Annotated in this window: 22 protein-coding genes and 1 pseudogene; 22 read left to right on the top strand and 1 reads right to left on the bottom strand. The window is 48.7% G+C overall.

Annotated features, from left to right (window positions below; all coding sequences use genetic code 11):
• Nucleotides 1–104: 104 nt before the first annotated feature.
• From N836_RS74740 to N836_RS74745, 7 genes and pseudogenes are all read left to right on the top strand, one after another.
• The gene (locus N836_RS74740) at nt 105–308 is read left to right on the top strand and encodes a hypothetical protein (protein WP_071789022.1); all 204 of its coding nucleotides are present in this window, start codon (nt 105–107) and stop codon (nt 306–308) included.
• Complete coding sequence (locus tag N836_RS57305; RefSeq protein WP_051394517.1) at nt 299–1,249, top strand: IS4 family transposase; 951 nt, start codon at nt 299–301, stop codon at nt 1,247–1,249. Before N836_RS74740 ends, N836_RS57305 begins: the two co-directional genes overlap by 10 nt.
• 202 nt (nt 1,250–1,451) lie before the next feature.
• Nucleotides 1,452–2,111 carry a DJ-1/PfpI family protein gene (locus N836_RS57310; RefSeq protein ID WP_023073873.1) on the top strand — a complete coding sequence of 220 codons (660 nt, stop codon included), beginning with the start codon at nt 1,452–1,454 and terminating at the stop codon, nt 2,109–2,111.
• A gap of 469 nt (nt 2,112–2,580) precedes the next feature.
• The gene (locus N836_RS57315) at nt 2,581–3,462 is read left to right on the top strand and encodes a type II CAAX endopeptidase family protein (protein WP_023073874.1); all 882 of its coding nucleotides are present in this window, start codon (nt 2,581–2,583) and stop codon (nt 3,460–3,462) included.
• Nucleotides 3,463–3,551: 89 nt separating this feature from the next.
• Nucleotides 3,552–4,753 (top strand): annotated as a pseudogene (locus N836_RS57320) (serine hydrolase domain-containing protein).
• Nucleotides 4,744–5,358, top strand: coding sequence for a hypothetical protein (locus tag N836_RS57325; protein ID WP_023073877.1), 615 nt, complete (start codon nt 4,744–4,746; stop codon nt 5,356–5,358). Before N836_RS57320 ends, N836_RS57325 begins: the two are co-directional and overlap by 10 nt.
• A gap of 60 nt (nt 5,359–5,418) precedes the next feature.
• Entirely contained in the window at nt 5,419–5,583 is a 165-nt protein-coding gene (locus N836_RS74745; protein WP_161634990.1) for a helix-turn-helix transcriptional regulator, read from the top strand.
• On the opposite strand, the gene N836_RS57330 is transcribed toward N836_RS74745, so the two are convergent.
• Complete coding sequence (locus N836_RS57330) at nt 5,534–6,490, bottom strand: LysR family transcriptional regulator (protein ID WP_023073878.1); 957 nt, start codon at nt 6,488–6,490, stop codon at nt 5,534–5,536. The two genes, N836_RS74745 and N836_RS57330, sit on opposite strands and share 50 nt — an antisense overlap.
• A gap of 144 nt (nt 6,491–6,634) precedes the next feature.
• Between N836_RS57330 and N836_RS57335 the strand changes: the two genes are divergently transcribed.
• The 15 genes from N836_RS57335 to N836_RS57400 all read left to right on the top strand — a co-directional run.
• On the top strand, nt 6,635–7,099 hold the full coding sequence (locus tag N836_RS57335) for a nuclear transport factor 2 family protein (protein WP_023073879.1): 465 nt from the start codon (nt 6,635–6,637) through the stop codon (nt 7,097–7,099).
• Entirely contained in the window at nt 7,087–7,293 is a 207-nt protein-coding gene (locus N836_RS57340) for a tautomerase family protein (protein WP_023073880.1), read from the top strand. Before N836_RS57335 ends, N836_RS57340 begins: the two co-directional genes overlap by 13 nt.
• A gap of 106 nt (nt 7,294–7,399) precedes the next feature.
• Nucleotides 7,400–10,105, top strand: a complete 2,706-nt coding sequence (locus N836_RS57345) for a LuxR C-terminal-related transcriptional regulator (protein WP_023073881.1) — start codon at nt 7,400–7,402, stop codon at nt 10,103–10,105.
• A 314-nt stretch (nt 10,106–10,419) separates the two neighbouring features.
• Nucleotides 10,420–11,778 carry a Fic family protein gene (locus tag N836_RS57350; RefSeq protein ID WP_023073882.1) on the top strand — a complete coding sequence of 453 codons (1,359 nt, stop codon included), beginning with the start codon at nt 10,420–10,422 and terminating at the stop codon, nt 11,776–11,778.
• 151 nt (nt 11,779–11,929) lie between these two features.
• Complete coding sequence (locus N836_RS57355) at nt 11,930–12,511, top strand: GNAT family N-acetyltransferase (protein ID WP_200867436.1); 582 nt, start codon at nt 11,930–11,932, stop codon at nt 12,509–12,511.
• A 97-nt stretch (nt 12,512–12,608) separates the two neighbouring features.
• Complete coding sequence (locus tag N836_RS57360; protein ID WP_023073884.1) at nt 12,609–13,316, top strand: NAD(P)-dependent alcohol dehydrogenase; 708 nt, start codon at nt 12,609–12,611, stop codon at nt 13,314–13,316.
• Between the two features lie 113 nt (nt 13,317–13,429).
• The gene (locus tag N836_RS57365; protein ID WP_023073885.1) at nt 13,430–13,717 is read left to right on the top strand and encodes a hypothetical protein; all 288 of its coding nucleotides are present in this window, start codon (nt 13,430–13,432) and stop codon (nt 13,715–13,717) included.
• Between the two features lie 51 nt (nt 13,718–13,768).
• Nucleotides 13,769–14,170 carry a DUF6326 family protein gene (locus tag N836_RS57370; RefSeq protein WP_023073886.1) on the top strand — a complete coding sequence of 134 codons (402 nt, stop codon included), beginning with the start codon at nt 13,769–13,771 and terminating at the stop codon, nt 14,168–14,170.
• A 42-nt stretch (nt 14,171–14,212) separates the two neighbouring features.
• Entirely contained in the window at nt 14,213–14,596 is a 384-nt protein-coding gene (locus N836_RS57375) for a DUF4345 family protein (protein ID WP_023073887.1), read from the top strand.
• A 38-nt stretch (nt 14,597–14,634) separates the two neighbouring features.
• On the top strand, nt 14,635–15,279 hold the full coding sequence (locus N836_RS57380; protein ID WP_023073888.1) for a class I SAM-dependent methyltransferase: 645 nt from the start codon (nt 14,635–14,637) through the stop codon (nt 15,277–15,279).
• Between the two features lie 78 nt (nt 15,280–15,357).
• Nucleotides 15,358–15,885 carry an adenylate kinase-like kinase gene (locus N836_RS57385; RefSeq protein ID WP_023073889.1) on the top strand — a complete coding sequence of 176 codons (528 nt, stop codon included), beginning with the start codon at nt 15,358–15,360 and terminating at the stop codon, nt 15,883–15,885.
• A 76-nt stretch (nt 15,886–15,961) separates the two neighbouring features.
• Nucleotides 15,962–16,966, top strand: coding sequence for an NAD(P)H-dependent oxidoreductase (locus N836_RS73520; RefSeq protein ID WP_023073890.1), 1,005 nt, complete (start codon nt 15,962–15,964; stop codon nt 16,964–16,966).
• A gap of 7 nt (nt 16,967–16,973) precedes the next feature.
• Nucleotides 16,974–17,858, top strand: coding sequence for an RNA polymerase sigma factor SigJ (gene sigJ, locus N836_RS57390; RefSeq protein ID WP_023073891.1), 885 nt, complete (start codon nt 16,974–16,976; stop codon nt 17,856–17,858).
• Between the two features lie 314 nt (nt 17,859–18,172).
• The gene (locus tag N836_RS57395) at nt 18,173–18,874 is read left to right on the top strand and encodes a class I SAM-dependent methyltransferase (protein ID WP_023073892.1); all 702 of its coding nucleotides are present in this window, start codon (nt 18,173–18,175) and stop codon (nt 18,872–18,874) included.
• A gap of 81 nt (nt 18,875–18,955) precedes the next feature.
• Nucleotides 18,956–19,428 (top strand): DNA glycosylase AlkZ-like family protein (locus N836_RS57400; protein ID WP_036053793.1); only part of this gene is annotated, 473 nt, incomplete at its 3' end.

Here is a 19,428-nt window from a genome sequence, read left to right on the forward strand (position 1 = left end):
CTGACGGGGTTACACAACTGCTGAAAGGCCTATAACTTCAGTGGTTAAGAATGGGTAGATAAAAAAAGATAGGCTAGTTTTACGAACACGACCTATCACGACCTATGATACCGTCAATCTACCAAAGCTATCTAGAGAAGAAGCTCAGTGCCCGTCAGTCGTTGTTACTGTCATTGTTAGTCACGGTCGTGCACACGATCCGTGATGTGCGACTAGAGACCATAGCTGAGGCCCTGCCGCTGCCGATTCTATTTGAAAGTCGGCGAAAAAAGTACAACGGTTCCTTATGCTGGGTGCCATGGATGTAAATCGTCTCTGGCTGGGCCTATTCACCGTTTTCCTAAGGCATCAGCAGGTGACTAGAGGTAGCACCGTGTACGTGGCTATCGACCGCACAAGTTGGGGGCAGATCAATTTGTTGATGGTGAGTTTGATCTGGCGAAACCGAGCCATTCCGCTCTATTGGCAACGGCTAAAGAATCTGGGTAATAGCAACCTCAGGACTCAGCGTAAAGTACTGCGAGTAGCCTTATCGAGACTCTCAGACTACAAGGTAGTGGTACTCGGTGACCGAGAGTTTTGCTCGGTAGACTTGGCCTGTTGGCTGGGTGAGCAGCAGTGTTACTTTTGTCTGCGGCAGAAGAAATCAACCCACATTCAGTCCAATAATGATGACTGGATAGCCCTCTCTGAGCTTGAACTCACACCAGGAATGAGCTGTTTTTTCAATCAAATTACGGTCACCGAAAGCAAAGGGTTTGGACCGGTTCAGGTCGCGGGAAAATGGAAGCGACGTTACCAGGGCTTTGCACCTGACGAACCTTGGTATATTCTCACCAACTTCGATAGCCTGGATGCGGCGATCTCAGGATATCAGAAGAGGTTCTCCATAGAGGAACTGTTTCGTGACCTAAAATTAGGGGGCTACTGCCTCGAAAAAACGCGAGTTGAGGGCAGGCGATTTATGACCATGGTGCTCTTAATCGCCATTGCCTATACTTGTGCGACCACTCAGGGACAGCGGCTTAAACAGAAGGCGTTGCAAAAGTATATTGCTAGACCCGAAACTCAAGGCCTTAACCAAAAGCGACACAGTGCTTTTCATGTCGGATTAACCGCTTATCGCTGGGTTCCTTTTTGGCACCGTTGCCACAAACAAGTTCAGGCTTTGATGAGACTCGACCGAAACAAAATTGAGTATCATTTACGAGGGTTAAGAGCTATAGAAGCTGTCCTAGATACGCTTTAGCCGTTGTGTCTCCCTTTCAGGCCGTATTGATGAATTGTCCGCTGCCTTGTGCCTCCATAATTGGCAAACCGGCTGCAATTCTATTTAACATGCCGTGAATGTTGTGGTGGAAAGAGTACTCGATCGAGGACTAGGCGCAATGGATTGTCATTCCTAGTATAGAAGAAGATTTCGTAGTAACTGTTACTAGGAGGACCGTTGTATGAGTGATTTACAACCGTATACCGTTGGCTTGGTGATCTATCCTGGCATGACCACCCTTGATATCGTAGGACCGCAGACCGTATTTAGTGCGCTTTCTGGCATTAAACTCCATCGTATCTGGAAAGCGCTAGAGCCGATTGAAGCCGATGATGGCATGGTAGTTGTCCCAGATACAACCTTTGCAGATTGTCCGTCGTTGGACGTGCTTTGTATTGGTGGTGGTTTGAAGCAAATGATGATCGTAGATGATCCAGAAGTGCTGGAATTTCTGAAGAAACAGGGGAACACAGCTCAGTTCATCACTTCAGTGTGTGGTGGATCTATGTTTTTGGCTAAGGCAGGACTGCTACAAGGGTATCGTGCTGCAACCCATTGGGCGATGCGGGAAGAACTCGCCAAGTTGGGTGTTGAAGTTGGAACCGAACGAGTCATCGTCGATGGTAATCGGATCTCGGGTGGTGGCGTGACAGCAGGCATTGATTTTGGTCTGACGGTCGCTAAAGTACTGCGGGGAGAGGAAGCAGCTAAGATGGTTCAACTGGCGATTGAGTATAATCCTGCACCGCCATTTGATGTTGGATCACCCGAAAAAGCGGGGTCTGAGTTAGTGGAGAAGACTCTGGCGTTTGTGACAGGACAGTTGGGGGGAGCCGTATGATCTCAACACAGGCATCGAGGTGAAAAGGACGCAGCATAACAAGTCGATGAAGCGGACGGACGAGAGATATTGGTGGAGATGCTGAGGTTGTCTGCTGCTGCTGCTCTTAAGTCGTTAGCTGGAAAGTGATTGTTTCTACTTCAAAATAAGAATTGTTGCCCAAAGGCAATTCTCACAAGTTTTTGTAGGTAATATTTCTAGGTATTTGAACGAAATTTACAGGCTTTCACTACCCCTATTCATTTACGCTAGCCTAACTGACAGAGGCGCTGGCCTAGTCTAAACTAGGAGACTCGCTGACTATCAATAAACGCTCTCAGGGGGAGTGTTTCAGGCTTTGCTGAGCGCGTGATTGCAGACTGGTCGCATTCACTCCACGGATAACAACGTCATAGCTGCCCATGATCAGCTTAGAGGCGACGATATTGCCGCGATCGCAACTCCCTAACTTTTAGTCGAGGACAATCTCATGGCCATTGACTCAGCAGGTGCCCATCGATACCCGGTTCCCTTGATCGCCCTGGCCCCTTTTCTGTTGATTACCTTCGGCGTAGCCTGGGGGATTTTGGCCTTTTATATCCTACTGCCGGGGCCAATGACAGCGATGTTTGGCCAGCTAAGTGGGCACCATCCGCTCTTTATCTTGGCTGTGTGGAGCCCCGCGATCGCAGCGTTTATCGTCATCACCTACCACGCTGAGCTACCAGGCTTACGGCGTTACCTATCGCGGATGTTACTCTGGCAGTGCCATCCGGTCTGGTACGCCTTTTTATTGGGTGTGCCGCTACTGTTCTACGCCGGGGCTGCCGTAAAGGGCAACCTTTTTACCGATCCATTCCCATTTACCTCGTTGCCAGCACTGCTGGCAGCCATCGCCATTACCCTGATCCTGGGCCCGATTGAAGAATTTGGCTGGCGCGGGTTAGCATTGCCGCTGCTGCAACGGCGGTTTGCGCCCATCTGGGCCGGACTGATATTGGGGATTATCTGGGGCATCTGGCATCTGCCCGCCTTTCTGTTGAGTGGCACACCGCAAAGCGCCTGGTCATTCACCCCTTTTTTGCTCGGTTCGGTGGCCCTGAGCCTGATTGTCACGCCGTTGTTCAATGCATCGCGAGGGAGTATCTTGCTGGTCTTCCTGTTTCACTGGCAGCTCATTAATCCGATTTGGCCTGATGCTCAGCCCTACGACATCGTTTTCTTTTGGGCAGCTGCTCTCGTGATTATTGCGCTCAACCGCAAAACCATGTTCCGCAAAGCCGGTGCGGTAATGCGGGTCGTTCCTCTCACTGCCAAGAGAGGGAGGCCAGGAGATCTCACGGGAGATCTCACTGAGGAAACCAGACCGTGAGTCTGTCTACACTGAAGCGTATCGTTAGGTTCTATCGAGGGCAGCGTGTTCACTATCGCTTCTGGCCCTTAGTCTTGGAGAAAAAACGGGTGGCGCGCTCAGCATTCTGGTTGCTGCTGCTTTGCCTGGGTCTGCTGCTGATAGCCGTCCCACACCGCCCCATAGCTGCCACTGATCTCACGCAGGCTGTCCAATCAGCACTGGATGATGCTCAGCAACAGTACGGATTCCCAGGAGCAACGGCGGCTTACGCTTTGCCAGATGGCACCGTGGGGATGGCCGCCACGGGGGTAGCGGATATCGAAGCGGGGACACCGATGACGGTGCGATCGCGCATGCTGGCAGCCAGTATTGGTAAAACCTTTGTGGGGGTCACTGCGATCTCGCTCGCCCAGGAGGTCTTCTGGATCTGGATGCTCCCATATCCCAGTGGTTGAGCGATCGACCCTGGTTCTCCCGACTCCCCAACCACGATGACGACATCACTTTGCGCCAGCTGCTCAACCACCGTTCGGGCCTGCCTGACCATGTCTATTTGGCCAGCTTTGCAGCGGCTGTTTCTCGTCGCTGGCAGGAACTCGGCAATCCATTTCCACCAGAATCTTTAATTGAATTTGTGTTGGATCAGCCTCCCCTATTCGAAGCAGGGGAAGGCTGGGCCTATAGCGACACCGGATACATAGTGGCCGGACTCGCGATTGAAGCCGCAACGGGTAGACGCTACTACGATGAACTTCAAGACCGATTTCTGACACCGCTCGGGCTGACGCTGACATCGCCCTCCGACCGCCGTTTTCTGCCGGGATTAGCCGCAGGGTACATGGCAATAGATAACCCTTTCGGCTTTCCTCGCAAAACGACCACAGCGGACGGGATGATGGCGTGGCATCCCGGATTTGAGTGGACGGGCGGCGGGTTGATCAGCAATTCTCGCGATTTGGCTCGCTGGGGAGCCGCGTTATTTGGCGGGATCGCAATGTCTGGCCCTTATCTGGATGAGCTACTCAACGCAGTCTCTATTAGCCCCGACACGAATGACATCCAGTATGGCAGCGGTGTGGGAATTTATCGTACCAGTCCCTTTGGCCCCGTTTATGGTCATGGTGGCTGGATACCCGGATACAGTTCCAGCCTCCGTTATTATCCAGATTATGACGTCGCCATTGCGTTTCAGATTAATACTGATATCGGCATTGTCGATGACACCACACCCATGATGCAGGACCTCGAAAGGCACTTGGCTGAGATTGTTCTCTGTACGAGAGATCGTTCAACCAAGTCATGGGCATAGAGATCTCAGCGGCGGATGTGGCAGTGCTGGAGCAGCGTACCGAAGGCTGGATTGCCGGACTACAGCTCGCAGCCCTTTCTATGCAGGGGCGAGACGATATTTCCGGCTTTGTCGCTGCCTTTTCCGGCGATGACCGCTACATCGTGGACTATCTGATCGAAGAGGTTCTTCAACGTCAATCTAAAAAAGTCCGTCACTTTTTATTGCAAACGTCTATTCTGGAACGCTTGAGCGGTTCTCTCTGTGATGCCGTCTTTGGCAATACCGGCAGCCCCAGCAGTCAGAACGTGCTGGTTGATCTAGAGCGTCGCAACCTGTTCGTCATCCCACTAGACAACAAGCGCCAGTGGTATCGCTATCACCACCTGTTTGCCGATGTACTCCAGGCCCATGCCCTGGCAGAACAGCCAGACCGTCTGCCAATGTTACACGCTCGGGCCAGCGAGTGGTATGAACAGCAAGGGCTGTTCGCCGATGCGATTCACCATGCCCTGGCGGCCCAAGATGGTGCTGCCGGGCACGCCAGAACTGTATTTGGCCTTGAGCGAAGTGCGCTACGAACAAGGCGATCGGTTGGCTGCCAGCCAGCTGTTGCTGAGTGGTGAAACGCTGCTGTCTCTTCTCCACACCCCCTCATCGAACCCCTCAGCCAGCGGGAACTGGATGTGCTCCGACTGCTCAGCACCGAACTGTCCGGACCAGAAATCGCCCGTGAACTGATGGTGGCCCTGAGTACCGTACGCACACATACCAAACGGATTTACGGCAAACTCAATGTTACTAACCGTCGGGCTGCGGTGAAACGGGCGACAGAGCTAGAGCTGATTTAGCAGATGCTCCCTTCCTCGTAATCGATGCAAGTGCATGTGATATAAAGTCTATAAATGCTTGTAGCTTCCTAGAGCGTTGACGATGTTTGGGACAGATCGCATACAAGCTCAATGGTTCTGTAGACCATTCTTGCAAGATAATTTGCAACGTCCCTTGTTTTAATGCCTCTGATGCCACAAAGATGGGTAGAAAAATGATCCCGAGTCCAGCGACAGCGGCTTGACTAGCCGCTAGGCTATTGTTTACCTTTACCGCCCCATCGACATGGGCGACGATGGTTTCATCTCCTTGCCAAAAACGCCACTCATAGGGCGATCTCGCCAGACTATAAATGACGCACTGGTGATGCTTCAACTCATCCGGCGCTCCCGGTTCATCATACTGCTGAAGATAAGCGGGTGACGCACAGACCACACGTGGGAACTCGCAGATGCGATGCATCACCAGACTGCTATCTGGGGTAGCGCCGCTCCCCCTAATCCCCACATCAAATCCCTCCTCGATCAAATCAACGTAGCGATCGCAAAGAGTTAGGTCCAACTGAATATCTGGATACGCCAATTGAAATTGATAAATGGCTGTGGCCACATGGGTTAACCCCAGCGACATCGGTGCCGTTACCCGCAACAGCCCGTGGGGCTTAACCGTGAGATCGGCAACTGTCTCCTCAACCGTCGCCAGTTCATCCAAAATCGAACAAACCTTCTGGAAATAGAGCTGTCCAGTCTCTGTCAGACTCAATCGTCGGGTGGTCCGCTGAATCAGCTGAGTCTTGAGTGATTGTTCCAGTTCGCGCACATTTTTACTAACGGCTGCGTTGGATAGGTGCAAATCCTCGGCAGCACGACTAAAGCTTTCTAACTCAATCACCCGTCTAAAGACTTGCAACGCCACTAATTTATCCATAAAAGCTGATCACTAAGCTCGCATTTATATTATTCACTATAAGTAAAAAGACTTTCAATAAATTTGCTATTTATCCTTTTTGAGTAAAGAGTTATTGTCAAATTGTTCGCTTTCAGATGCACCAACTCGGCATAAGGAGGAACAATGCATCAAGTCCACGTAGACGAGCAACCAGCAATGGGTTACTCAGCCAGTGTTGAGGTGCTCAAGAAATATTATGACGCTCTCTATCGTTGTGATACCGAGCTTTTAGCCCAAGGCTTTCATCCCAGTGCTCAATACTTCACAGCATCGAGTGGAGAGCTGCTGCACCTCGATATGAAGACCTATTTTCCGATTGTTGAACAGCAGATTTCACCTGAATCTTTGGGTGAAACCTATGGTTTTGCCATCGATTCAATTGAGGTTGTCGGCGACGTAACCGCTCTCGCTCGCATGCGCAGCTCATTGTTTTCAAAAGACTATATCGATCTCTTAGCCCTGATCAAAATCCATGGCAAATGGCAGATTATCTCGAAAGTTTTTCACTATACACACCAGATCAATGCGCGATCTAAACAGCCGACCAAACCAACTGAATTGGCAGGAGAAATAACATGCCCTACGTGAATATCAGAATCACCCGAGAGGGAGCTACACCTCAGCAAAAGACCGCCCTGATTAAAGGCGTTACGGATCTTCTCGTGACTGTGTTGAACAAATCTCCTAATACCACATTTGTAGTGATTGATGAGGTGGCTACTGAAGATTGGGGCATCGCTGGAATGCCGGTCCATGAGTTTCGAAACCCCACCCAGAAGTAAGCGGAGACTCTATATAGTTAGAAAAATCCCTGAATTTAACCTGTAATCATTTTGCAAGCGGTCTCTAGAAGCGTGATGATATAGTCATAACTGCGTTGGTGAGCCTATGACTGCAGGAATCCCTCTGCTGGAGACCAAGCTCTATCTCCCCCAATGGACTACTGATCGGGTTTCGCGCCCGATGCTGATCGATCGCATCTACCCGAAGCGTAAATTAACACTGATCTCAGCTCCAGCAGGTTTTGGCAAAACAACGCTGCTGTCAGAGTGGATTTCAGCTTTACCTAAGCGATCCGTTGCCTGGGTTTCCTTAGACCGGAGTGACAATACTCCAGCTAGCTTCTGGACCTATGTGATTACTGCGCTGCAAAGCATTCAGCCTAATATCGGTAAGCGGGCACTCTCATTAGTGCAATCATCTCAGCCCCCCGAAATAGAAGCGATTTTGCTGCTGCTGCTCAACGAACTGACGGTTATTAAGGCGGATGTTGCTCTAGTGCTAGATGACTACCATTCAATTGAGACTCAGGCCATTCATGATGGGATCGGCTTTTTTCTCAGCCATTTGCCGACCCAAGTGCATCTGATTATCGCCAGCCGTGCCGACCCACCCTTGTCTCTAGCACGTTTAAGGTCTCATGGAGAGCTGACTGAGCTGAGGGTCAGCGACCTGCGGTTCACGCCGGACGAGGCGGCGGCTTTTCTAAACCAAGGGATGGGTTTAGAGATTTCAGTGGGCGACGTTGCTGCGTTAGAGCAGCGGACCGAAGGCTGGATTGCCGGGCTGCAGCTGGCGGCGCTATCCCTACAAGGACGTGAGGATGTCTCTGATTTTGTGGCGGCTTTTTCGGGAGACGATCGCTATATTGTGGACTATCTGCTAGAAGAAGTCTTGCAGCGCCAACCGGATCGTGTCCGTCACTTTCTGTTGCAGACCTCCCTTTTAGACCGTTTAAGTGGTTCTCTTTGTGATGCGGTCACTGGCCAAAACAACGGTCAGAGCATGTTAGAAACGCTGGAGCGGGGAAATCTGTTCATTATTCCGCTAGACAACAAGCGCCAATGGTACCGCTATCATCATTTGTTTGCTGATGTGCTTCAGGCCCATGCCCTAAAAGAGTGTCCGGAACAGATGCCCGTTTTGCACGGACAGGCGAGTAAATGGTATGAACAGAATGAGCTATTTTCTGATGCGATTCGCCATGCCCTGGCCGCTAAAGACTTTGAACATGCGGCAGGTTTAATTGAGCAGGTATGGCCCGCGATGCGCAACCGTCAGCAGGAGAGAACGGTGCTGGGCTGGCTAAAAGCGCTACCGGATTTGCTTATTCGAGTCCGTCCTATTCTAAGTGTGGCCTATGCGATCGCACTGCTGAATACTGGACAGATAGACTCGGTTGAAGACCGTTTACAGGACGCTGAACACGCACTGACTGCGGTCAAGAATTCAGAAGTAGAACAACAATATCGATCTCTACCGGCTACCATTGCCAATGCCCGTGCCTTTCACGCCCAGGCGCTGGGCGACTTTGCTGGAGCCATTGCCCATGCCGAGCAGGCTTTAGCACTGTTACCCTCCGAGGACGATAGCGAACGGGGTGTAACCGCCTCTTTCCTCGGTTTGGCCTACTGGACAAGTGGCGATGCTGCAGCGGCGTATCAATCCTTTGCTGAGGGGTTGAAGCTGTTTCAAAAGATGGGTAGTGTTCGGATTGCAATTTGTGCAACCTCAGTGCTTGCCCAGATGGGGTTAGCCCAGGGGTGGCTGCAAGTTGCGATCGCAGCCTGTCATCAAGCCCTACAGCTGGCAGATCAACAGCCGGAACCGATTTTGCAGGGGACAGCGGATTTATATTTGGTGTTAAGCGAGCTTTACTACGAACAGGGGCATTTAGACACGGCCCATCAGCTGCTGCAAACGGGTGAGGAGCTGCGGAAGCAGGGTTCGACATCGGGGTTTGACTATTTTTTGTGGCTGGTTAAAGCACAATTGAAAGCGGCTGAGGGGGATTTAGACAAGGCCCTTGAGCAACTTCAGAAGGCCGCGCAGCTATATCGACGATCGCCGCTGCCGAATATCCGCCCGATTGAGGCATTGATGGTGAGATGGTGGTTGCAGCAGGGCCGACTGGCGATCGCACTGAGCTGGTTGGAGGAGATTAGTTTATCGGTAGACGATAAGCCAGATTATCTAAGAGAATATGAACACCTGACCCTAGCAAGAGTCTTAATTGTGCAGTACCGGCGAGACAGTACAAATGGGGTAATCGATCCGGTCATTAGTCTTCTGTCTCGACTGCTGAGCGCCGCAGAAGCCAAGAACCGCACGGGCAGCGTGATCAAAATCTTGGTGGTTCTGGCTCTGGCAAATGAGGCCCAGGGAGATTTATCGGCTGCCCTATCATCCCTAGAACGCGCCTTAACCCTGGGCGAACCGGAGGGCCATGTTCGGATCTTTGCAGAGTGCGGTCCCCCAATGGCGCGACTGTTACAAGAGGCCATGACCCTCAGCATCACCCCCGCTTATACCCAACAGCTATTGACCGCATTAAAAACTTGGGGAGAAAAGCCCAACGTCCCTTCCCCCTTCCCCCTTTCCCCTACGCCCCAACCGTTGATCGAACCCCTCAGCCAGCGCGAGCTGGACGTTCTGCGATTGCTTAATACCGAACTCTCCGGTCCAGAAATCGCCGGTGAACTGGTCGTAGCCTTGAGTACCGTGCGTACCCACACCAAGCGGATTTACAGCAAACTCAATGTCACCAATCGTCGAGCTGCTGTGAAACGAGCCACAGAGCTAGACCTGATTTAGGCGATCGCCCCAATACCAACCCGATAATCTCAGGGTTTGGGATGGCGATTATACTGAATGCGTCTACCTAATCACCCATATCGAGGTATTAGACTGACGAATTTCCACCTATTCACCTCAGACAGGATCTTAGGCTGAAATATTTCCATCTAAGATCCCATATCAGGATCTTAGATGGAAACTTTCCCTCTACATAATAGTTAGCCAATCATAACTTTCAGGCATCTGCCACAATTATCTCAGAAACTATAAATTTTGAGATTGAATTTGCATTATCGCCTATAATTATCTCAAAATATGTTTAATTTGAGATAATGAATATCAAGCGTCCTCCGAAGATTGAGGCAGATCCTTTTTCAGTTATAGCCTCTGATAGTCCTGATAAGCTAAATGAGTATTTGGAGTTTTTTACCCCTATTGACAAGAAGGGAAGGTATCTCCATTTTGATGAGCTGAGATATCGGGTACCGCCAAATATTGATATAGAACTGGCCTGGTCAATCGTTAAGCTTGCAAGGAATAGGCAGAAGTCTCCGTTAATTCAGTTGGGAGATCCCGCAATTAGCTGCCATTTTGTCCTCACTCCTCTTATTCAAAAGGCTATCTCAGAGACCGACAGAAATGCCACAAGCGCTTCCTTAGAGTGGATTAGCAGTAAAATCGGGGAGAGGGCTCAAATAGAATACTTATTGAATGACTTGATTGAAGATGAATCGATTAGTAGTAGTCAACTTGAGGGAGCAGCGACTACTACTAAAATAGCAAAGGAATTAATACGAAAAAATAAAAAGCCTAGGAATGCAGGTGAAAAAATGATCTTAGGTAATTTTAAAATGATGATGTTTGCTTGGGAAAAGAGGAATAAATCATTATCTATAGATCTTATAAAAGAACTTCATCAGGTTGGTGTAGAAGGTATAGATGATGATACTTATATGCCTGGTCAATTTCGTAGAAATGATGATACTTATGTTGTTGACTCTAAAGGGGATATTGTACATACACCTCCTCCAGCTAGTGGATTAAAGAATAGGATTAAATCGATAGTTGAATGGTGCAATGCAAATCACGATGACATTGGAGAAAGCTCATATCTTCATCCTCTAATAAAAGCCATAGTTTTACATTTTTGTATCGGCTTTGAGCATCCATTTAGAGATGGAAATGGGCGTGTAGCAAGAGCACTGTTCTATTGGTACTTGTTTAAAAGTGATTTTGCTGCATTCAGGTATATTCCGATTAGTGTTTTGCTAAAAAAAGCACCTATAAAATATGGCAAAAGTTACCTTTATACAGAAACCGATGATATGGATTTAACTTATTTTATAGAGTATCAGAGTGGGATAATAATCAGAGCCATTGAAAATTTCAAATCATCTTATCAAAATGCTGCATTAGAAATTGAAAGGTTTAATAAGTGGCTCTGGGATTCTGGTCTTTACAAAAAGCTTAGCGACAAACAAAGAACAGTATTTCAAGTGGCGAAAAGTGGTATTGCACCTGCTTTCACAATCCGAGATGTGGAAAAAAATTTAGGTTGTTCATACAATACAGCGTCTTCCGTCTTGAATGGCTTAGTTAAGCTTAAATTGTTTTACAGAGTTAAAGAGGGAAGAGAATGGTGGTATTTCATGAAAGATAAAGATCAAATAATTGAATCATGGGGTAGCTAACACTATGATTCAATTATTTGGTTGCAGTAAGTCGATTCACTATAGTGTTGCCGATATGACTCTGAGATATATATTCTATTTCTCCTGACATGCTCTTGAAATCGAGGAGTGCTGAAGATTTATCTGTTATGTTGTGTTTGCTAACTAACTCGTGCAGCGGACGCACAGAACATTACATCGATTTTTTCCGCAAATTGGTCGTGCGCCGCTGACGATCAACGTTGGGTATCAAGATCAGAATATGAATATTGAATTTAGAGAGCTAGGCACGGTCGAAATATCGGATTTAGTCGAACTAATGAACAACCCATTAGTCCGTAGGCACATGCCACTATCAAACGATAACTTTGGCGTTCATGAATGTGAGTCTTTTCTATCCAAAAAGGAAGCTTTATGGACAGAATACGGATATGGTCCTTGGGCTTTCTTTATTGATGATGAATTCGCAGGCTGGGGTGGCTTACAATCTGAAGATGGATATCCTGATCTCGCCTTAGTCCTGCACCCCAATCATTGGGGAATCGGCAACATACTCTATAAAGAAATTGTCCAACGTGCGTTTGGAGCAATGAAACTTAAAGCAATTTCAGCGCTTCTGCCAGTCACCAGAAAAAGTGCCAACAGTCTTTTAAGACTAGGATTTCGGCAACATGGAACAGTCACGTTAGAAAACAAGCAATTCAACAGGTATTTGCTTGAAAAACCTGCGTACAGCAGGAACTCCAAAAATTGATACCCAACGCTTACTTGAGTATCTGGAGTGATCATGCGTATTTCTGATTTAACGATCCATACTACGAAGTTTGAAGAAATCAAGTCATTCTATTCACGTGGGTGATGCGGTCTATGGCGACATTTCCGAGTGTGGGTTTGGGGGCTTTGCGGAGTACGTGTGTGTGCCGGAAACCGCTCTGGCTTCAATTCCTGAGAATATGACCTTTACTGAGGCGGCAACGATTCCCCATGCCGCGATGTTGGTTGTACAGGGATTGGCTGGGCAACTACAGCCGGTTCAAAAACTCCTGATCAACGGGGCCGGTGGTGGTGTGGGTACCTTGGGGGTGCAAATTGCCAATGCAATTGGGGTTAAAGATGTGACTGGTGTCGATCGTGCCAGCAAATTTGCCTTGATGCGTTCAGTTGGGTTTATCCACACCATCGATTACACCCAAACCGATTTCACGGCAGGTCAAGAACAATACGACCTGATTTTAGATACCAAGACAAATCGTTCTCCCTTCAAATATTTACCCGTGCTTAATCCTGGTGGCACGTACGTGACTGTTGGCGGTTTAACGCCACGACTATTTCAGATCCTGTTATTTGCGCCAATAATTCGTTGGTTGACCCAGAAGACCGTGTGTTTGGTGAGTCTGCAACCGAATAAAGATTTGGCCTATGTCAACGAACTGTTGGCAACGGGTGAGTTGAAACCGATAATTGATGGTCCCTATCCTCTGAATGAGGTGCCTAGGCTAATTCAGTATTTTGGTGCAGGCCAGCATCAAGGCAAGGTCGTGATTGCCCATAAATCTTAAACATCGATAAATCCCCACGTGCAATCCCCACATGTGGGGACTACGGCTCCCCACGTCCATTTGTAATTTTGAGTTGTTAACGCAAGCAGCCGTTGCAGGCGATCTCAACTCCCATGAATCAACTATGCCGTTCCGCTGACAGTCGTCCCCAGTACGAAATTTGTGTCAAGGGACATCTGGCTCCCCATTGGAGCGATTGGTTTGAGGGATTTGCGATGGCCGAAGGCCGGTCTTGGACCATCGCACCCCAAGACAATGGTGAAACGCTGCTGTCTGGACCGGTAATAGACCAGGCCGCCCTCTACGGCGTACTGATTAAGGTTCGCGATTTGGGGTTACCGCTAATTTCAGTCATGCCAGTCCGGCCCAAACAACCAAAAGAGTCAAACCAAGGAGCATGAACAATGACTGCACAGAACATAAATGTACAGAGACAAATACGGACAATAGCGATGAAGGCCAAGCTCTCTACCCTGTGGATGTTTTTCCTCTTCAACATCATTTTTCGAGATATTCACGAATTTGTTGAGCCCGGATTCATGGAAGAGGTTCTGACCGGCACCGTGAACGGCAACCCCATCACAGAACACATGTTGCTGTTGGGTGGAGTCATGATTGAAGTGCCGATTGCGATGGTGCTGCTGTCTCGCGTATTACCCTACAGTGCCAACCGCTGGACCAACATGATTGTCGCGATACTCTATGGGGTGCTGGTCCCGGCCTTTGGCACCACCGATCTAGACGATACCTTCCATCTAGTTATGGAGATTGCCGCACTATCCCTGGTTATTTGGTCAGCATGGCGGTGGCGTAACCCATCTCCAAAACGGCATGCCATGAGTCAAGAAGCATAAACGACGCAAACTGGTTTGTTAATGAACTCAGAGGAATGATTTGTGATTTACGATGACTTAATCCGTCAGCTCCTACTAGCAGCTACGGGTTGTATCTTCGGCTTTTTCGCTCTTTGGGCGGTACTTCAACCAATGTCACTCACACCTATATTGGGATACGAACTGAAATCAAAGAATGCCATCAGTGAGTTTCATGCAATCTATGTGGGTGTTTTCCTCGCCCAAGCATTGTTGTGTGTCTTAGCCTTTACTCGCGTCGAAGATACCATGCTCGGAAACTTAGTCGCTATCTTTTTGTTGGCTCAACCTTTGGGTAGAGTGATTGCCACATTTAGAGGTGGTTTCCCTTCAGGCTTTCTTCTGACGCTATTTGTTATGGAGATCGCTGGAGGTGTCATTATTCTTTCCGTTCAACCCAGCCTCTAGGAATGAAGAAAAGATTTGATTAAATCAAGGAGAATGTAATGAACGCTTCAGCTAAATTTTGGAACAAAGTCGCCGCAGGTTATTCAAGACAACCGATCGCGGGTGAAGCCGCCTACCAGAAAAAATTACAGGTCACGCGAGAGTATTTTCAACCCAATATGAAAGTGCTGGAGTTCGGCTGCGGCACCGGCTCGACGGCCATTGCCCATGCCCCTTACGTGCAACATATCCAGGCCATTGATTTCTCATCAAACATGATTGAGATTGCCCAAGCAAAAGCCGACGCCCAGAACATCCAAAACGTCACCTTTGAGCCAGCCAGCATTGACCAGATGAGCGTCCCCGACAAAACTTACGATGCTGTGTTGGGATTGAATGTTTTACACCTACTAGAAAATAAGGAAGAGATAATCGCTAAGGTCCATAACATGCTTCAGCCTGGCGGACTTTTTATCACCAGTACAGTATGCTTGGGGGATACGATGGCTTGGTTTAAGCTGATTGCACCTGTTGGTAAATTCTTGGGTCTGTTTCCATCAGTCAATGTCTTTACGATCAAAGACTTAGAGAAAAGTTTGACGGATGCGGGGTTTGTGATTGATTACCAATGGCAACCGGGTGATTACAAGTCACCAATTGGCAACGCGAAAATTGTGTTTATCGTAGCCAAGAAGGCTGAGTAGAATTGAATGATGAGACTGCACAGCAATTGGATAAACATCCATTCAAGTCATAAACCGACTATAAAGGAGGCGATAACCTTGAATAGAGTAGCCGTATTTGGCAATACCGGTGGTGGTAAATCCACCCTGAGCAAACGGTTAGCCAAAATCACTGGATTACCGCTGGTACCGCTCGATTTGATGCAATATAGACCCGGCGGTGAGAAGGTACCCCATACTGAATTCAAAGCTGCCCATGATGAACTACTGCAACAGGATCAATGGATCGTTGATGGGTTCGGGTCGATGGATACGGTGTGGCAACGGCTGGACGTAGCCGATACCCTGGTCTATCTCGATATGCCGGTGCTGCGTCATTACTGGTGGGTGACAAAGCGATTTATCAAAGGGGTATGGGTCCCCCCAGAAGGTTGGCCCGACAATAGTCCCCTGGTGAAAGGCACGCTGACGTCTTACAACACGGTCTGGCTATGTCACACAAAGCTCACACCCAGGTATCGGACCTATGTGGAAGCAGCGAAAGCAACAAAGCAGGTTTACCATTTGCGATCGCGCCAGGACATCACCCAGTTTTACCAAACCATAGCAGCACAAACCTCAGCATAGTGACGCTCGATCTTAAATCCTGTCACATAGTTCAAACTTGAATTGTCTTATAGATAGTAGACACCAAAAGCTATCCATGAAGACACTACTGCGTATTGATGCGAGTGCCCGCATAAACGGTTCAAATACTCGAGTCCTTGCAGACTATTTTCAAACTAAGTGGCTAAGCCATAATCCAGAAGATAAGGTCATTCACCGCTGTCTGGCGAGCAATCCCATCCCCCATATTACCAATGAAACAATCAAAGCATTCCAGCATGCCGATGAGCTATCAAGCAACAGAACGCTGTCCGATACCTTGATTGATGAACTTAAACGTGCCGATCATCTGCTTATCGGTAGCCCCCTTTATAACCTGACCCTGCCATCCACACTTAAAGCCTATTTCGATCACGTTGTGCGAGCCGGTCTCACCTTTGAAGTCCGACAGGGTAACTATCGTGGCCTGTTGACCGGCAAGACGGCTACGTTGATTACGGCTCGGGGTAGTAAATCCTCGCCTACAGACGATTTTCAGACAACCTATCTTAGAAAAATACTAGCGTTTATCGGCATTGATGCAGTAGATGTCGTTGCCCTAGACGGACTGACCCTGGACCAGCAAACAAAAGAAAAGGCCATTTCTTGTGCTCAACAACAAATAGACGATTTACTTAATCGGACAGTCTCTCCTGTTTGGCAAGGTGAGTTCAGTGAGTATGATAAGCAGCAAATCAACTTCCTGCGGGCTGGTCAGGCGGACGCAATCGTTAAGGGTGATGCCCAAGCCTATGCTGAACTGTGTGCAGATAATATTCAACTCCTGATCCCGTCACAGGATGTGATTACTGGACGTAACGCTTTACTGGAAGCAGAGCAAAAACTCTTTAGTCGCACCAAGTTTGCGAGTTTTCAAAAAATTCCCTTACATATCGAGCGCAGCGGCAATTTAGCGGTCGAAGTTGGCCGTCAAGAAGTGACAATGCACAAACATCATGACACGGATGGTATATTCTCTACTTGTCAGAAATATACCCATGTTTTTCGCCTGACGCCGCAAGGCTGGCGCTTTGCAATGCTCATGTCCAATCCAAACGAGTGAACGTAAAATGTCAGACGAAAGAACCCTAATTTTTGAGCAAAATCGCCACACACTTGAGGGTATCGCCTATCGTATGCTAGGTGAACTGTCCGGTGCCTTGGATATTGTGCAAGAAACCTACCTAAAATGGTGTGAGATTGATGTCAGCACAGTGCATTCTCCACGAGCATGGCTAATCACAGTGTGCAGCCGGATTGCACTGAATCAACTTAAATCTGCCCGCGTACGCAGAGAACTGTATGTCGGTGAATGGTTACCAGAACCCTTGCCCGATCAGCTTAATCAAGATCCGAGGGTGCAGTTAGAATTAGATGATACGGTTTCGGTTGCCCTACTTCTAGCATTGGAACGACTCTCTCCTTCAGAACGAGCAGCCTTTCTGCTGCATGATGTGTTCAATCTGAGTTTTAATGAGATTGCCAACATATTAGGAAAAAGCAATGCTAATTGTCGTCAGTTGGCTACCCGCGCACGCAAACATATTCGTGAGCATCGCCCCCGCTTTCAAACCACTCCAGAAGAACACCAAACCCTGCTGGAAGCCTTTATCAGTGCAGCTAGACAGGGTGAGCTAGATCGGCTTGTTACCTTACTTGCCAACCAAGTGGAACTATATTCCGATGGTGGCGGTCAGGTGGAAGCATTGCCCAGTATCCTTTGCGGAGCTGAAAAAGTCGCTAAATTTTTTGTCTCTGTGTTTGGTCGCTATCAGCGAAACGCGATCGCAATTCAAACGTTGTGGTTGCGATTCAATGGCTCTTCTGGTCTCCTCATCTATGAAAATGGTCAACTGGCAACAGCACTCACCATTGATGTCCATGCAGGGCATATCTATCGACTGTATGCCGTTCGCAATCCGGATAAGCTCAGCAATCTTCCAGCTGAGATGTAAGAGATTGACTCACCCATAACTAAATCTTTTCTGAAGTAGAAACAACCATGAGAATCTTTATTGCCGGTGCCTCAGGCATCATCGGTCACGCGCTCAACGCCTCATGAATCGGGGCGTATAGAAGATGAGCGTTGCCTCACACCAGGGTTAGGCACTGCCCACCAGCCGTTCGGCTGAGCTCACCGTCGAAGCCTTAATTCAGCGCCATTCTGCCCGAACGTTCAAACCCCTGTTCTAGGGTCGCCACAGCTTTCCATCCATTAAATCAAATCAACAAAGCGTTTAACCCTCTGCAACAAGGGGGCGATTTAGCCATGCCATTAAATACAACAATCCCCACATTAGACCGCTGGAGAACTGCTCCTACTATCGACACCCTTCGCTCGATCTACGATGCATCTGCCCCTCAATGGCAGGACAATTTGGCCCGTCTGGGGCAGCTCCACGATTATCAGCTGCTGTTCAACAACCATGCAGTGCGTACCTGCTTGAGCCATGTTGACCAGACATCTCACGTTCTCGACTGTGGGGTGGGAACAGGAGCCTTCAGTCTGGCACTGTTAGATAGCGTCAATCAGCCCGCTCATGTCTCTGGCGTCGATATTTCTCACCCCATGTTGACCCACGCTCAACAGATTCTGGAAAATCGCTGCAGGACTCTCGATTTGAGATGGGGAGATATCAAGAGCTTGCCCTTTGCCGATGAATTCTTCGACGCGGTCATATTTGCCCATGTTTTAGAGCATATGGCCGATCCTATAGAAACGCTGCGTGAGATGGTCCGAGTCCTGAAACCGGGTGCCCCTCTGATCGGTTCAGTGACTCGTAAAGGACTGGGTCAAGTCTTCATATCCCTGCGCTGGCAAAATCGAGGATATGCCTCTAACCAGCTGGACTCTTTCCTGCAAGCAGCAGGACTTGAGGCCGTGAGGTCCTTTGACTATGGCACTGGCTGGTCGAAATGGATGTGCATAGCTACGATCGGTATTAAACCAAGGAGAGAGAACGAAGTATGATGAAAACCATAGTATTCACCTGATATGGATAGCCACTCATCGGCACTGGGTTATCCTGGTTGTTATAGGGCAAGTATGACCATGATTGAAATTAAACACCCACAAGAGCAGGTACGTTTACGCCGCCTTGCCCTGGCTGCACAAGGTTTGTTGCAGGCTCAACCCTATGGACGTGGTTTGGCGGGGGCACGCAAAGCCATTAACCACCTCGGGTATGTACAGATCGACACTATATCGGTGGTAGAACGAGCACACCATCATGTCTTCTACTCTAGAGTGCCGAAATTTAAGCCCGCCATGACCAATCAAATGTTGCTCAATGGCGACATTTTTGAGTATTGGGCCCACGCGGCAGCTTTTCTCCCCATTACCGATTTTCGCTTCTCCTTACCCTACAAACACGCCATTAAAAGCGGCCAAACCCATTGGTATAGAAACCGTGATACAAAGCTCATGGGAGAGCTGTTGGCCCGCATCCGTTCAGATGGCCCGATACGAGCCCGAGATATCGAAACGAACACCACAAAACGTGCAGGTTGGTGGGACTGGAAGCC

It is taken from the genome of Leptolyngbya sp. Heron Island J, assembly GCF_000482245.1.
In the GTDB taxonomy this organism is placed as follows: Bacteria; Cyanobacteriota; Cyanobacteriia; order Phormidesmidales; family Phormidesmidaceae; genus Leptothoe.

Excerpts from the sequence above, each read along its gene's own strand:
- N836_RS57365 (WP_023073885.1), top strand. The coding sequence starts at position 13,430 with ATGAATCAACTATGCCGTTCCGCTGACAGTCGTCCCCAGTACGAAATT.
- N836_RS57315 (WP_023073874.1), top strand. The coding sequence starts at position 2,581 with ATGGCCATTGACTCAGCAGGTGCCCATCGATACCCGGTTCCCTTGATC.
- N836_RS57395 (WP_023073892.1), top strand. The coding sequence starts at position 18,173 with ATGCCATTAAATACAACAATCCCCACATTAGACCGCTGGAGAACTGCT.
- N836_RS57345 (WP_023073881.1), top strand. The coding sequence starts at position 7,400 with ATGACTGCAGGAATCCCTCTGCTGGAGACCAAGCTCTATCTCCCCCAA.
- N836_RS57305 (WP_051394517.1), top strand. The coding sequence starts at position 299 with ATGGATGTAAATCGTCTCTGGCTGGGCCTATTCACCGTTTTCCTAAGG.
- N836_RS57335 (WP_023073879.1), top strand. The coding sequence starts at position 6,635 with ATGCATCAAGTCCACGTAGACGAGCAACCAGCAATGGGTTACTCAGCC.
- N836_RS73520 (WP_023073890.1), top strand. The coding sequence starts at position 15,962 with ATGAAGACACTACTGCGTATTGATGCGAGTGCCCGCATAAACGGTTCA.
- N836_RS57350 (WP_023073882.1), top strand. The coding sequence starts at position 10,420 with ATGAATATCAAGCGTCCTCCGAAGATTGAGGCAGATCCTTTTTCAGTT.
- N836_RS57370 (WP_023073886.1), top strand. The coding sequence starts at position 13,769 with ATGAAGGCCAAGCTCTCTACCCTGTGGATGTTTTTCCTCTTCAACATC.
- N836_RS57340 (WP_023073880.1), top strand. The coding sequence starts at position 7,087 with ATGCCCTACGTGAATATCAGAATCACCCGAGAGGGAGCTACACCTCAG.
- sigJ (WP_023073891.1), top strand. The coding sequence starts at position 16,974 with ATGTCAGACGAAAGAACCCTAATTTTTGAGCAAAATCGCCACACACTT.
- N836_RS57310 (WP_023073873.1), top strand. The coding sequence starts at position 1,452 with ATGAGTGATTTACAACCGTATACCGTTGGCTTGGTGATCTATCCTGGC.
- N836_RS57325 (WP_023073877.1), top strand. The coding sequence starts at position 4,744 with ATGGGCATAGAGATCTCAGCGGCGGATGTGGCAGTGCTGGAGCAGCGT.
- N836_RS57330 (WP_023073878.1), bottom strand. The coding sequence starts at position 6,490 with ATGGATAAATTAGTGGCGTTGCAAGTCTTTAGACGGGTGATTGAGTTA.
- N836_RS74740 (WP_071789022.1), top strand. The coding sequence starts at position 105 with ATGATACCGTCAATCTACCAAAGCTATCTAGAGAAGAAGCTCAGTGCC.
- N836_RS57380 (WP_023073888.1), top strand. The coding sequence starts at position 14,635 with ATGAACGCTTCAGCTAAATTTTGGAACAAAGTCGCCGCAGGTTATTCA.